The organism is uncultured Nostoc sp. (assembly GCF_964245575.1).
GTDB lineage: Bacteria > Cyanobacteriota > Cyanobacteriia > Cyanobacteriales > Nostocaceae > Nostoc.
In genome coordinates this window covers 1-13661 of sequence record NZ_CAXTNP010000221.1, presented here as the reverse complement: position 1 = coordinate 13661, position 13661 = coordinate 1, and the positions used below count along the sequence as shown (strand labels likewise).

General features: G+C 43.7%; 9 protein-coding genes and 1 pseudogene. 1 reads left to right on the top strand and 9 read right to left on the bottom strand.

The annotated features are described in order from the left end of the window. From ACFFAP_RS27725 to ACFFAP_RS27705, 5 genes are all read right to left on the bottom strand, one after another. A partial coding sequence (locus ACFFAP_RS27725) for a TIR domain-containing protein (RefSeq protein WP_375514241.1) occupies window positions 1–705 on the bottom strand: 705 nt, incomplete at its 3' end. A 384-nt stretch (window positions 706–1089) separates the two neighbouring features. Next, window positions 1090–2808 (bottom strand): NAD+ synthase, encoded by a 1719-nt coding sequence (locus ACFFAP_RS27720; RefSeq protein ID WP_375514240.1) that lies wholly within the window; start codon window positions 2806–2808, stop codon window positions 1090–1092. 88 nt (window positions 2809–2896) lie between these two features. Further along, entirely contained in the window at window positions 2897–3643 is a 747-nt protein-coding gene (locus tag ACFFAP_RS27715) for an NUDIX domain-containing protein (RefSeq protein ID WP_069070045.1), read from the bottom strand. Beyond that, window positions 3604–4203 (bottom strand): nicotinate-nucleotide adenylyltransferase, encoded by a 600-nt coding sequence (locus tag ACFFAP_RS27710; RefSeq protein WP_375514242.1) that lies wholly within the window; start codon window positions 4201–4203, stop codon window positions 3604–3606. The genes ACFFAP_RS27715 and ACFFAP_RS27710 overlap by 40 nt, the downstream gene beginning before the upstream one ends. Before the next feature lie 4 nt (window positions 4204–4207). Then, window positions 4208–5623: a nicotinate phosphoribosyltransferase gene (locus ACFFAP_RS27705; protein WP_375514239.1), complete on the bottom strand. Its 1416-nt coding sequence runs from the start codon at window positions 5621–5623 to the stop codon at window positions 4208–4210. A gap of 443 nt (window positions 5624–6066) precedes the next feature. On the opposite strand from ACFFAP_RS27705, the gene ACFFAP_RS27700 reads away from it, so the two are divergent. Next, a complete protein-coding gene (locus tag ACFFAP_RS27700; protein ID WP_334721861.1) occupies window positions 6067–6216 on the top strand; it encodes a nicotinate phosphoribosyltransferase in 150 nt (49 codons plus the stop codon). Between the two features lie 247 nt (window positions 6217–6463). Here ACFFAP_RS27700 and ACFFAP_RS27695 read toward each other — a convergent pair whose 3' ends face one another. The 4 genes and pseudogenes from ACFFAP_RS27695 to treZ all read right to left on the bottom strand — a co-directional run bounded on the left by ACFFAP_RS27695 (window position 6464) and on the right by treZ (window position 13460). Next, window positions 6464–7999 (bottom strand): trehalase family glycosidase, encoded by a 1536-nt coding sequence (locus ACFFAP_RS27695; RefSeq protein ID WP_375514238.1) that lies wholly within the window; start codon window positions 7997–7999, stop codon window positions 6464–6466. A 338-nt stretch (window positions 8000–8337) separates the two neighbouring features. Beyond that, a complete protein-coding gene (gene treY / locus ACFFAP_RS27690; RefSeq protein WP_375514237.1) occupies window positions 8338–11130 on the bottom strand; it encodes a malto-oligosyltrehalose synthase in 2793 nt (930 codons plus the stop codon). A 64-nt stretch (window positions 11131–11194) separates the two neighbouring features. Continuing rightward, a pseudogene (locus tag ACFFAP_RS27685) lies at window positions 11195–11554 on the bottom strand (hypothetical protein); the annotation flags it as partial. A gap of 58 nt (window positions 11555–11612) precedes the next feature. Next, window positions 11613–13460: a malto-oligosyltrehalose trehalohydrolase gene (gene treZ / locus ACFFAP_RS27680; RefSeq protein ID WP_375514236.1), complete on the bottom strand. Its 1848-nt coding sequence runs from the start codon at window positions 13458–13460 to the stop codon at window positions 11613–11615. Window positions 13461–13661: the final 201 nt, after the last annotated feature.

Sequence of the window (13661 nt, the reverse complement as noted above, 5' to 3'; positions counted from 1 at the left end):
TAAACCCAGGTTAGTGTGAGCGATTATAGAGTTCGGGTCAAGACGGAGGGCTGCTTTGTACTTGACGGCTGCTTCCTCGAACTTTTTAGCTTCGCGCAAACGATCTGCTTCGTTTATCAGGCTTGTGACTTTATCTTCGCGCTTTTCTTGCTCTAATCGGCGACGCTGGCGCTCAGTTAAACCCCCACTCGTTGCAGCAGGGCTGGAAGTCGCTGGTGTAGTAGTTTCAGAAGCAGTTGAGGAAGAGGGTTTAGATTTAGCCATTTCCTCAACTACTCTGCGAATCCCTTGAGCGACATTTAAAAAAGCCTCATCTTGGTCTTGCCAGGTTGTAACAGGTTTAGCATTTTTAGGGAGTGCTTGCAGTTTACCAAAAGGCGCACCATTCCAATCTGACGGCTTCAGAATAATCGGAATTACACGAGCTTCTCGCGTTTGGTGTCGCTCCATTGCTCGTGTCATTTCTTTGTCATAGCAGTAATCTGAAGCCAGAAAGTTAGCACTTACGAGCAGCAGTATGATATCTGCAACTTCAAGATTGTCATCGATCGCATTTGCCCATTCACTACCAGCACTGATTTCGCGATCGTGCCAAGCTTCAATAACTCCTTGACGTTTCATCATGCTAAGATGAGTTGCCAGTTCGTCTCGCAACACTTCATCTTTGTGGGAGTAGGAAAAAAATACTTTAACCGCATTAGACATATTCTTAAATCTACTTGACTGAATAGCTGTATAGGAGTATATCAAGTTAATTTTCCCAGAATAAAAGCCCAAACGGAGAATATTTATTTAATTAGGACTTACGCAAAATAGATCCCCCAACCCCCTTAAAAAGGGGGCTTTTCAGATCCCCCCCTTTTTAAGGGGGGTTAGGGGGGATCGAGGTTTCAGGTTTTCACTGCGTAAGTCCTATTAATGTGAGTTCGACGGGTTATATAGTGTCAGTCTAATCAGCCTAATAAAAAAGATTTTACTACGCAAAATCTGTCCCTCTTTGCATCGGAGAAGGACAGACTTTAATAAAAGTTCAAGGTAGGGACAGGTTTGATAACTAATTACTTAATTTGCGGATGAGCATTTTGTCCATCACAACAAACTAAGGTTAGGTGTAGCTGTGGTTTTAATTTGGTAAGCATTTTTGACACCAACCCAATTACTAGCAATTGGCATTCGCCAACCGGTTCCAAAAGCGCGATCGGTGATTTTTAAGCCGGGGGGTGCTTGTCGCCGTTTAAATTCAGCCCGCGCTACCATTTGGATTACTCTGTCTACAATTACTGGATCGTGACCGGCTGCAACAATTTGCGCTGCTGATTGGTGGTTGTGAATCAGGCGTTGCAAAATATCGTCCAAAATTTCGTAAGGCGGTAGAGAGTCTTGATCAACTTGGCCTGGTTTGAGTTCAGCGCTGGGTGGTTTAGTCAAGACGTTTTGGGGGATGATTTCATTATTGCGATTTAACCATTGGCAAAGTGAATACACACGGGTTTTAGGAACATCTGCAATCACAGCTAACCCGCCATTCATGTCACCGTAAAGAGTACAGTAACCCACAGCCATTTCTGATTTGTTACCGGTAGATAGGAGAAGATAGCCAAATTTGTTAGCGATCGCCATTAATAAATTACCGCGAATCCGAGATTGGATATTCTCTTCTGCTAGCCCAAATTCCGTACCCGCAAACAAATCACTTAAAGTTTGATCAAAGCCTTGCATTAACTCGCCAATTGGTAAAAGATTAGTCTTAATCCCCAAATTTTCGGCTAATGCCACAGCATCACTAATAGAATGCTCCGAACTGTAAGGGGAAGGCATGAGAACACCGAGGACATTTTCTTTACCAAGTGCAGCAGCTGCGATCGCTGCTACTATTGCAGAGTCAATCCCGCCGCTTAAACCTAAAACTACTTTAGAAAAGCGACACTTACGAGCATAATCTCGCACTCCCAAAACCAAAGCTTGCCAAATTTCTTCATCTTCCGATTCATAGACAGGTGCTACAGAACCTAATTGAAAATCCCGTTGCGCTTCGTCAAATTCAACTACTACTAAATCGGTGTCAAAACCACGGGCGCGAGACATAATTTCACCTTGACGATTCAAGGCAAAACTATGTCCATCAAAAATTAGGTCATCATTTCCGCCAACCTGATTAGCATAAATCATCGGTTGTTGAAAACGTATTGCACTATGCCTGAGCATTGTTTCACGAAACTGCTGCTTGCCGACAGTGTAGGGGGAAGCAGACAAATTTACAATTAAATCTACACCCAAAATTGCTAAGTCAGCAATCGGATTTACTGCGTAACTACGTTTGCCCCAAAATTCTTCATCGTTCCATAAATCTTCACAAATAGTTACGCCAATATGGATATTATCTAGAGTGAAATAATTGGCTTCCAAGCCTTCTTCAAAATAGCGGCGTTCATCAAAGACATCGTAAGTAGGTAAAAGTCGCTTGTGAAAAACTTGCTTAACCTTGCCATTTTCTAACAAAGCCATGCTGTTAAATAAGGTTTTACCACCACTAATATGTGCTTTGATATTCGGTTCAACAGTTCCTACCAACACAGCTAAATTTGGTGGTAAATCCTGAGCCAAGTTTTGTAAAGTGATGCCCATCGCTTCTACAAAACTAGGATTTAGTAATAAATCTCTTGGTGGATAGCCGCACAAAGAAAGTTCTGGTGTTAATAACAAACGCGCACCGCTAGATGCTGCTTGTTGTGCTGCCTCTAGGATTTTTTGGGCATTTAAAAGCAAATCACCAATTGTCGGATTAATTTGAGCGATCGCAATTTTCATTGTATTTAGTCATTAGTCATTGGTCATTGGTCATTAGTCAAGAGTCAAAATAAGTTACTCAGGACTTTTGACTCTGCAAAGTGATTGGTTAAATAAACACCAAAGGTTTATCTTTTAAGGGAGCAAAAGCTTCGGCGTCAAACTTATACAAACTAGCCGGACGGCCAGCACCCCGTGATACCTTAATTCCGGTATCGCATAAAAAACCTAACTTGAGTAGACGTGCTCGAAAATTAGAATAATCGGAAAAATTGTCACCTAAAACTGTGGCGTATAACTGATATAAATCATTCAAGGTGAACATTTCTGGCAAGACTTCAAAAGCCACTGGGCTATACTCTAATTTATTTCGTAACCGCCTATGGCCATAAGCTAGAATTTCGTTATGGTCAAAAGCTAATTGTGGCACTTGTTTTACCGGATACCAAGCTATGCCAGTCATGCGATCGGCAATTAATTCGGCTTCCTCAAATCGCACTAGCGCAAAGTAACTAACTGATAAATAACGCACACCATAACTATCAGTTGCTTCCCGGGGATCGCGATTCGGCCCGCCAAATGTATACAGTTGTTCTAAGTAGAGATTATTGACCTTAATTTTCTCCGCCATAATGCGATAGGCGGCATCTTCTAAAGACTCTCCTGGACGCACCAAAGTACCGGGAAGACTCCAATGATTTAAAAATGGTTCTTGCTGTCGCATTACTAGTAGAACTAACAGCCGATTTTGTGCAGTATCTACAGAAAAAATTACATTATCAACCCCAACCTTGAAATCGGCCAAAGGTTGTTGGTTTAACGGAGTTGGTATCTTTTTTTGGGAACGTCCTGGCATTCGTACAAATGCTCTCGATTAATATAGGCAACTACAGGGGCTGTGAGGGCTTGGGTATCTCCATGTTCGCGGTACGCTGTTGAGGAAACATCTAGACCGGTCAGACTAGCGATCGCAATCTTCCCTCCCAGCTTTTGCACTACCTCTGAACTAGATTCATCTATTGCATATCCCGGTCGCGGTACAATCAGTAGTTGCACTTCCTGTAACAAATCTTCAATGCGATACCAACGTGGTAGCTGAGTCAGTAAATCTGAACCAACGATCAACGTCAATTCAGCATTCTCACCCCAAGTAAACTTCGCTTTTTCCACTGTTTCCAGTGTTCTGAAGCTACTCAATTCTTGTTCCAAAGCAATATTGTGCCGTGGCGCGTCTATATCAGCAATCAACAGTCGTAACATTGCCGCCCGATGCTCTAAGGGTGTTTGATGGGACTTAAATGGATTATCCGCGGCCCAAACCGCTACCCAATCATAACGCTCAGACAACCACCTCAGAATTTCTTGATGTCCAGCAGTTGGTGGATCGGCACTAGTACCAAACAAAGCAATTCTCATCATCTTACTTTGCGTCCTTTGCGTCCTTGGCGGTTCGTTTCTTAGTTTCTTCAGTCAACACCCGTAACCCTTCAGAAATCTCCACTTGCACCGAGACAGGATGATCCAAACGCCGTGTCTGTTGTGGCAAATTAGCAACTGAGAGGGCGGTACGCTGACGAATTGTTGCCAAAGACTCCAGTGGTTGCACCAGTTCACCCTCCTGCACTACTAACTGCAACAAAGGTTCTTCATCCAGAGGACTTTCACCTAAGAGTGCCAGCCTGTCTGCTTTTACCTTACCTCCCGAAAATGAGCGAAAAATCTGCTTGCGCCCTGGATAAGTAACCTTACCACTCGATTGCTTCATCACTGGGATGCCATCAATGTCTACAAGTTTATAAACTCCATTTACAGGCGAACCTGTAACTAGTCGCGTTCCCAGTCCGTAACCATCAATCTCGGCCCCAGCAGTTTTTAATCTGGCAATTTCCCACTCATCCATGTCACCACTGGCAAAAATTGGTACACCAGGAAGTAGCGATCGCACCTGTTTTGATAAGGTAACTAAATCTCCTGAGTCCAATCTCACTCCTGTTAATTGCATTTCCCCAGAATTTACTTTTTCCGCCAAGCGCCCAGCAGCAGCAACGGTATCGTAAGTATCAATCAGCAACGGCGCACCCGGAAAATATCGATGAAATGCACTAAAAGCTTGTTCTTCAGTGCCTTCTATTGCTGACAACGCCATCACCAGGGCGTGTGCCATCGTACCACTTGGTTTTTGTCCCAGTTGTAGCGCTGCTAACACATTAGAAGTGGAATCTAAACCACCTGCCAACGCCGCCCGCGCTGCCCACAAAGACCCTTGCGGACTAAATGCTCGTCTGGTGCCAAATTCTAAAAGTGTTGCTTGTTCTCCCGCGACATCCCGCAACCGTGCTGCTTTTGTGGCAATTAAAGTCTGGTAATTAATCGTATTTAGGAGGTAAGTTTCCACTAGTTGCGCTTGCCAAAGGGGTGCTTCCACTCGCAATAGTGGTTGATTGGCAAACACAGCCGTCCCTTCCGGTACTGCCCAAACATCACCTGTAAACTTTCCCTCAGCTAAAAGTGACCAAAAGCGATCGCCTGCGTGAGCAAAAATTCCCGTTGCCTGTAATGCCGCAATTTGCGCGGAACTAAAGCGGAATTTGGCTAAATATTCCAATGCCTGTGTCAGCCCCATTGCAATTAAATAACCAAAACCCTCTGGCAATCGCCTAACAGACAATTCAAAGCTTGCCCGTCGTTGTTCTATACCTTCGCCTGTGTAACAAGCTGCCATTGTTAACTGGTAAAGGTCGGTCAGTAAGCTGTAATCATCCGCAGAAAAGTTCAGTTCCTGGTTCTGCTGGCTTTGCTGTTTACGTACATAGTCCAAATCTGGCAAAGTTGTCATGCAAGAGCTTCCTTACAAGATGCTTCTTTTTATTTATGGTAATATCTACCATAAATAATGTCAACTATCGGCAAGTATATTTTCTGAGATTGCTGTATAACAGTAGATTCATAGGCAAATTAATACTAAATTCATAAAATAATTAATATTTTTTAATAGTAATAGCTTGCAATAATGTTAATCAAATAAGGCGACTCCTGAAGGGAAACAAAGGATATTGTTTCCCTTCGCTCTTTTCCCAACTAGGGTGTAGAGAAACAACTATGTTACAATTAGAATCAAAGGGAAAAGTTTGTTTTCTGACAAGCTAAAGTATTACGAAGTTATCTGAATAAACATTGCATATATTCTCAATATATTGAGAATATGAGCCAGCCTTGAATATCAGTATTAGAGTATAGGTAGCACAATTAAAGCGACTCAAAAATAAGGAGTCCAATATTATGGCTATTTCCAAGATTATTGCGAATATAACCCAGTATATTTCTGAAGCTGCAATGCGGATTTTTGGCCCTACGGATGATGCTTATCCTTCTATTGGCGTACAACCTTTTACAGGTGAGCCTTACGATAAACGGACAGATGATACTTAGTAGGTGCTGAATATAAAAATCCAACTTGAATAATGATTTGTGAAAATCGCAAGACTCAGATCCCCGACTTCTTAGAAAAGTCGGGGATCTTGTTGTTCACTAATAAAGCTTTTGCAGAAGTCAAAAAATCATGAATGTTATTCTGAGTGGAACGCAGTGGAAAGAAGAATCTCACTACTCTGTTTCGCTTTGATCAACATGACAATTTTAAGATAAAGGCGTGAGGAAAACCTCACGCCTTTTTTATTTAAACTTTTTTCCCACCTGCTGCTAAGAGTTCCAGAATGACTCCATTTGTCCAGCCGAAGCCAACTTCGTTAGAACTATATCCAAAGCAGATTTCGTCGGAAACGTTGGCAGAACAGCGTTCAACATCATATTTCTCAACTAGAGTGTTGTGACGCCCGAATTCTTTAATTACCATAGCCAGGAATTTGTTGGCAATGCGATCGCCTTCTGTATGAAACCCATAACGGTGAAGTCCCTGGACAGCAATTAATGTCAATGGTGCCCAACCGAAAGGAGCATCCCACTGGTTTCCGGTGACACGAGTACTGGTAAAAATTCCGCCTGGGGCTTCAAATAAAGAGAGGTTTTTTACGACGCGTTGGGCTTGGGCTGGAGAAGAAATTCCCAGCCACAGGGGATAGAACGTGGTAGCAAATTCGTAACCACGGCGTTTTCCACTCTGGAAGTGATAGTCCAGATAAAGTCCCTGTTCTTCATCCCAGAGACGCAGATCGATGCGATCGCGGCGGATATCTGCGCGATTGCTCCATTTTTGTTCCAGTTGTTCGTTCCCCAGAATATCGTTAATTTGCGCCATGTCAAGTTCAACCTGATACAGCAAACTGTTGAGGCACACAGGAGCGTAATGGAGGATATCAGCACTGAAAGGGCCAAATCGGTTGGTGATATCAAAACCAGACTCGCGCATGGTGCGATCGCTCTTATAAAATAGTCTGGTCAGTTCGTCAGTTTCCTGGTTGTAATAAAGACTAACGTCATAATCCTCAACTTCAAAAGTTTTATAGTACTCCTTGACGCGATCGTAGTGGCTTTTTCCTTCGTCATCCCGCTCGGAGAACAAAACTTCTGGCGCGGGGCCTTCCCCAAGAGCATAGAATCTAGATAAGCCTGTTGCAGAATTCAGGTGCGGCGGTACTACCCAGTAATAGTAAAATTGCTCTAGTAGCGGTACGGTTGACCTTAACCACTCTTCATCTTGGGTGTGCTGGAATAATGCCAAAACCATCATGCTGAGGACAGGAGGCTGCGATCGCGACAGCATATAAGTCCGGTTAGAATTGAGGATGATGCCGTAATTCTGCACCTGGTACAGCATTTGGTCTACTTGGCTTTGTGCTAGCTCTAATTCCCCATCGTGCAAAAGTCCCAGTAATATAAAGTAGCTGTCCCAGCCATACATTTCATTAAAACGCCCACCTGGTACCACATAAGGCCCTGGTAAGTATAGTAATCCGTGCTCCTTAATCGCCTCCACTTCCGGTGGCAAAATGCGAATTTCAATTCTTTGCATATCCTTGGCAGATAGCGATCGCTCCAACACTCTCTGAATATTGGGACAATCTTCTAAGGGTGAAATGTAGACAACCCAAGGAGTGTCTGTTTTGTGGTCTAGTTTAGTATCCTTTGCAGATTGCAATAAATGTTCGTGCGATCGCGTTAAGGTTTTCCAGGTTTTTTTGATATGCGATCGCACAGCGTCAATTTGCGCGGTGGTAAGTGCTGGTGAAGTCTCAGTGTAAGCTGGAGTGGTCATAATTCATCTCAAAATTCAAAATGGGGGCTGGGGAATAGAGACTAAGGACTAAAAACAGGGAGTAGCGCTATCAAGGTGAATTTGGATGAGACTGCAACTTCTATTTCATTACTAGCTCAGAATTCGGAACTTCGAGATCAGTACTTGGAACTTCAACAGCAGTACTCGGAATTTTCAGAATTCTAAAGAAACAAGTGAAGATTTGAGTTGAACAAATATGAAATTCAATCTACATGTCACCATGATTAAGGCTAGATCGCGCAGCAAGAGAGCAAGGCAGAAGAGTTTTCCCCTCTGCCCTCTACACTTTTCCCTCTGCCTCTTTTGCCCAATACCCCTTAATCACTGACTAACAGCGCAACTGGAAAATGGGCGAGGGCTGCTGCGATAGATAATGTTTCTTTAGCCTGTAAGGGTTGCTGAGTCAGGACATTTTTTCCAGAGAAGGAAGTTCCATCGGGTAATTGCAGGTGTGTATCTTGCCAAACTGATTCGCCCAAGGGATTTTCTCCTGGCTGGATGAGGCTTGTTAAAAAGCGAGGCGCGATCGCGATCGCTGTTTGATTCCCCTCCCGCCGCGCAAAGGCGATTATGTGATTGGCGTAGGTTCCCTGAACTTCTAACGGCAGATAGTCGCCGTCCTGGAATAATGAGACATAGTTTGTTCTGGCATGGAGTAATTGAGCCGTTAAAAACAGTTTTATTCTGCCGTCGGTTTTATCACTCAGCAACTCTTGAATCAAACCCAGAATGTCGGTTTTTACCTGTTCGCGGATAGCGCTTAAGTAGATGCGTCGCTGTTCAAAATCCACGGTACGGCGGTTGTCTGGATCAACTAGGCTTAGTTCCCAAAGTTCTGTTCCTTGGTATAAATCCGGTACCCCTGGCACAGTAATCTTCAGTAGAGTTTGGGAAAGGGAATTAAAGATACCATACTCTGCAATTCGCCCTTGAAAGGGACGAAAGGCTTCTAGAAATTCCCCAGAGAGGGAAGGGTCGAGTACCTTTTCAATAAAGGAGGTACAAGCTTCTTCATACTCGCTATCAGGTCGTAACCAAGCTGTATGGACTTTCGCTTCTCTAATTGCCTTTATTATATAGTCTTTTACCCGTTCCACGAAGGATGCATATTCATGTTCCGCAAAGGGAAATGCTCCTACTAAGGTTTGATAGATAAAATACTCATCGTTGCGATCGGGCATAGCGAACCCTTGGCGATGGCTCCGGTGTCCTCGATTAATGGCACTCCAAGTATTTACCTGCTGATCCCATTCATCAGGGATTTCTGACAACACATTCAACCTAGCCCGCACATCTTCGCCGCGTTTGGTGTCGTGGGTGGCTGTGGTGTTCATTGTGTGCGGCCAAGTTGCTTGGTGCTGTTTGTTAAAAGCATGAAATTTGCTGACTGAAATCCCAAAATGACCGGGATTACCTCCCACTTCATTCAGCGACAGCAAGCGATTGTAAACATATAATGTGGTGTCTTCAACACCTTTGGCCATTAGCGGCCCGCTATATTGCTGCATCCGCAAGACAAAATATATCCACTGTTCGCGTTCTGTTTGAGTCAGAGAATTATCAAACTCTAGCAGCATTAACTTTTCAATAAAGGTCAGTTCGTGCTGCAACAGGGGCGTTTGTTCTTTGGCTTGGCTAATTACTTCTTGAATGGTAGCGCGATCGCTATCCCCAATTCCATCTGGTGTAATGTAGGTACGGTAAATCGGGAACAGCGTCAAAACTTCCGCGATCGCTCTTTTTAATCCATTTAAGGTAAAATCATTACCATAGCGATATTTGCTAGAAACATTCTTTAACAAACTAGCCAGATTGTCAATATCACCTGCTAAATTCTTTTCCAGTATTAGGTGCTTTTTATCCTTTACCACCGAAGCATAATCTACTCGCGAACCAATAAAGTTTTGGTAGATTTTATCGAACTGTGATTGATTTTCAGTTTGACAAAATACGCCATTTACATAGTTCAAAAAGTCATATCCAGATGTACCTTCAATTTCCCAATTTTCCGGCAAATCTTCGGTGAGTTCTAAAATCTTTTCAACCGTAATATAAACATCACCCATCTTTTCCCGTAGCCTTTCAAGATACTGGATTGGGTTATAAAGTCCATCAATATGATCGATGCGTAAACCTGTAAATTTGCCCTCCTCAACCAGCTTTTGAATAAAGCTGTGGGTATTATTAAAAACTCGCAGTTCTTCAACTTTAACGGAAATCAATTCATTGACAGTAAAGAAACGGCGGTAGTTCATTTCCTCCGCTCCAACTTTCCAGAAGGCGAGACGGAAAAATTGGTCATTGAGTAAATCATCTAGGAGGTTAAAGCTTTCTGAATTGCCCGGTTCTCCGTTGAATGTTTGGATATTTTCGTCAAGGAACTCGCGGATAGTATCGTTTGTGGTGTAGAGTTCCCAAACCAATCCTTTAATAAATGCGATTTGGTCTTGTCGCTGTTTTCCCGCAACCTCTGAGGGCACACTTTTCAGAATGTAGAGAATCCCCAATAGTTTAATAAAATCGGGGTGATTACGTCCGAGTGTGCGCGTGAGTTTACCCAGATTATGAATGATAACTTTTGTGTAAGACTCTAAGCGCAACGGCAGTTTCAGGCTGTAATAGTTTACAGTTAAACCGTTTTGTTCATATTGCAGTTGAATATTTCCGTTTTCTAAGGATACACCGTAGAAGTCTCCCAGTAGCGGCGCTAGAATTCGCTCTTGGCGATCGCCAAAGGGAGCATTCCATGAAAGGTCGAAGTAGTCGGTATAACTGGAATCTGGCCCGTGTTCTAATATGTCCATCAAATAAGGGTTTTCGCTGGTATAGGCCATGTGGTTTGGCACAATATCTTGTAACCAGCCCATACCAAGGGATTGAACTTCGCCAACTAATGCATCAAAGGACTCATTAGTTCCCAGTTCTGGGTTAAGTTGATTGGCATCTACTATATCGTAGCCGTGCGTACTCCCGGATCGGGCTTTGAAAATGGGAGAAGCATACAAATCGGAAATACCTAAATCTGCTAGATAAGCTGCGATCGCTTTAGCGTTGTCAAAACCAAACTGAGGTGTGAACTGAATTCGATAGGTAGCGGTAGGAATTCGCATATTTTTTTGTTTCTAGTGGGAGGTGGGACAATACGGTTCGGATAAGGTTTTTTGATAACACGCCCTAGATCGCAAAGACGCGATAAATCGCCGTCTTTACAATAATCAGTCCTTTGTAGAGACGGCGATTTATCGCGTCTCTTGCCTTAACCGAACCGTAGTGCGAGGTGGAGAAGTAGGGAGTGGGGAGCTTGAGCCTTTTTGCTCGAACGTTGAGCCTTTTAGCTCGAACGTCGAGCTTTTTAACTCGAACGTTGAGCCTTTTAGCTCGAACGTTGAGCCTTTTAGCTCGAACGTTGAGCCTTTTTACTCGAACGTCGAGCCTTTTTGCTCGAACGTTGAGCCTTTTTGCTCGAACGTTGAGCCTTTTAACTCGAACGTTGAACCTTTTTGCTCGAACGTTGAACCTTTTTGCTCGAACGTTGAGCCTTTTTGCTTGAAACTTGAGGTTATGAGGCTGAAACTTTAAGTTCTAATCCCGCTCATCCTTTTTCATAGAGTACTAAACTAGTAGGTTGCAATTTCACTTCTTCACCCACAGACAGATGTTCAGCAGCTTTAGAACCAGGCCCAGACCATGAGGTATCAGCAGAGTCCAACAATTTATGAGCATTTTGCTCAAACGGCAGACTCATTGTCACTGAAGACGAATTGAAATTCATCACAAATATTAGTTCACTCGATTCGCACCAACGACGCACGATAACCAACTCCTTTTCTTTATCGTTAGTCGCTTGGATAGAGTTGCGCTCTTGATTCAAAAGTGCTGGATGCGTCTTGCGGAAATTAATTAACTGGCGATACCAATCCCAGAGAACTTTGTGCTTACCGTCATTACGTAATTCCCAGTTGAGTTTAGACTTTAGAAAAGTTTCTGCCGATTCCGGATCTGGGGGATCATCTGCGTAGTGAAATGCTTCAAATTCTTGTTTGCGTCCGGCTCGAACCATTTGAATTAAATCAGGATCGGAGTGACTGACAAAGTAAATGAAAGGTGCTGTTTCCCCGTATTCTTCTCCCATGAACAACAAGGGTAAGTTGGGCGACAGCAGCACAGCGCCAGCAGCTAACTTTAATCCCTCAAAAGAGACTCGCTGGCTGAGGCGTTCTCCTTTCATTTGATTGCCGATTTGATCGTGATTCTGAATGCAGACAGAAAACTGTGATAAAGGGCGATCGCGGCAAGATACGCCATGAAATCGCTTGCGGTGTGGTGCGTATTTCCAATCGTAGATAAAAGTATCTTCATAAGCTTTCGCCAACTGGGCAGTTTCCCCAAAGTCTTGATAATATCCTTGGCGATCGCCTGTTAAAAGTGCGTGTAATGCATGGTGAAAATCATCACTCCACTGGGCATCAAGTCCATATCCACCCAATTCTACCGGACGAATCATTTGGGGATTATTCAGGTCACTTTCAGCAATTAGATGGCGTTTCCATTTTTGCCCTTGTTGGGAAAAATGATGAACTGCTTCCGCCAGTTCCCACAAAAAATGCTTGGCTCCCAAATCGTAAATTGCTTGAGTGGCATCCAGCCGCAATGCATCAATATGGAACTCGCCCAACCAATACAGCGCATTTTGGATGAAATAGTTTCGCACGCCCTGACTATAGGCATCGTCGAAATTCATCGCATCGCCCCACGGCGTTTTATAGGTTTTAGTAAAGTAGGGTGCGAACTGACTCATATAGTTGCCTTCTGGCCCAAAGTGGTTATACACCACATCAAGCACTACAGCAATCTCATTTTGGTGACAAGCATTTACCAGTTGCTTAAGTTCGGCTGGGCTACCGTAGGAATTTTGGACAGCAAAAGGATAAACGCCATCATAACCCCAGTTGCGATATGTCAAAGAAGCCTCAACATGGCTGTCTCCCGGAAACTGAGCGATCGGCATGATTTCAATGGCGTTAATTCCCAGTTCTCGCAGTTCCGGTAAGCGGGGAATAATGGCGGTGAAATTTCCTTCAGGCGTGAATGTGCCAACGTGGAGTTCATAGAAAATCATCGACTCCACAGGAACGCCAGTCCACCCTTCATCCGTCCACTCAAATTGTTGATCGACAATTTGAGACGGCCCATGTACCCCTTCAGGTTGATACTGCGAGGCGGGATCGGCAAAGGTGTCTTGCCCATTTAAGACATACTGATAAAGCGTACCCGGATACACATCGTTGACTTTCGTCTGCCAGTATCCCTCAGACTGAGGCTTGAGGGGAATTAACTGCTGTTCTGGCGTCATAATTTTTACAGTGACGCTATCTAATAGCGGAGACCAAACTGTAAATTCACACTCTCCGTTACCCAAGTAGTTAGCACCAATTCTCACGCAGTATCCTCCCATCAGTTCCAGTTTGTTGTGCCGAATCGTGGCATGAGGGTAAATGTCATTGATTGCACAATGTTTACAAACACGCCAGATAGCATAATGGTTGGTCTACTAGAGTTTTTGCTAGCACCTGGAGGCGGATTTTTTACCAAAACCAATTCTCTCTAATGACCAAAGAGGCAGGGGAGCTGGGGGCTGGGG

Bases quoted from the DNA above. Each gene is read 5' to 3' on its own strand.
- ACFFAP_RS27715 (WP_069070045.1), bottom strand. From the start codon at position 3,643: ATGCCAGGACGTTCCCAAAAAAAGATACCAACTCCGTTAAACCAACAA.
- ACFFAP_RS27710 (WP_375514242.1), bottom strand. From the start codon at position 4,203: ATGAGAATTGCTTTGTTTGGTACTAGTGCCGATCCACCAACTGCTGGA.
- ACFFAP_RS27695 (WP_375514238.1), bottom strand. From the start codon at position 7,999: ATGACCACTCCAGCTTACACTGAGACTTCACCAGCACTTACCACCGCG.
- ACFFAP_RS27720 (WP_375514240.1), bottom strand. From the start codon at position 2,808: ATGAAAATTGCGATCGCTCAAATTAATCCGACAATTGGTGATTTGCTT.
- ACFFAP_RS27705 (WP_375514239.1), bottom strand. From the start codon at position 5,623: ATGACAACTTTGCCAGATTTGGACTATGTACGTAAACAGCAAAGCCAG.
- treY (WP_375514237.1), bottom strand. From the start codon at position 11,130: ATGCGAATTCCTACCGCTACCTATCGAATTCAGTTCACACCTCAGTTT.
- ACFFAP_RS27700 (WP_334721861.1), top strand. From the start codon at position 6,067: ATGGCTATTTCCAAGATTATTGCGAATATAACCCAGTATATTTCTGAA.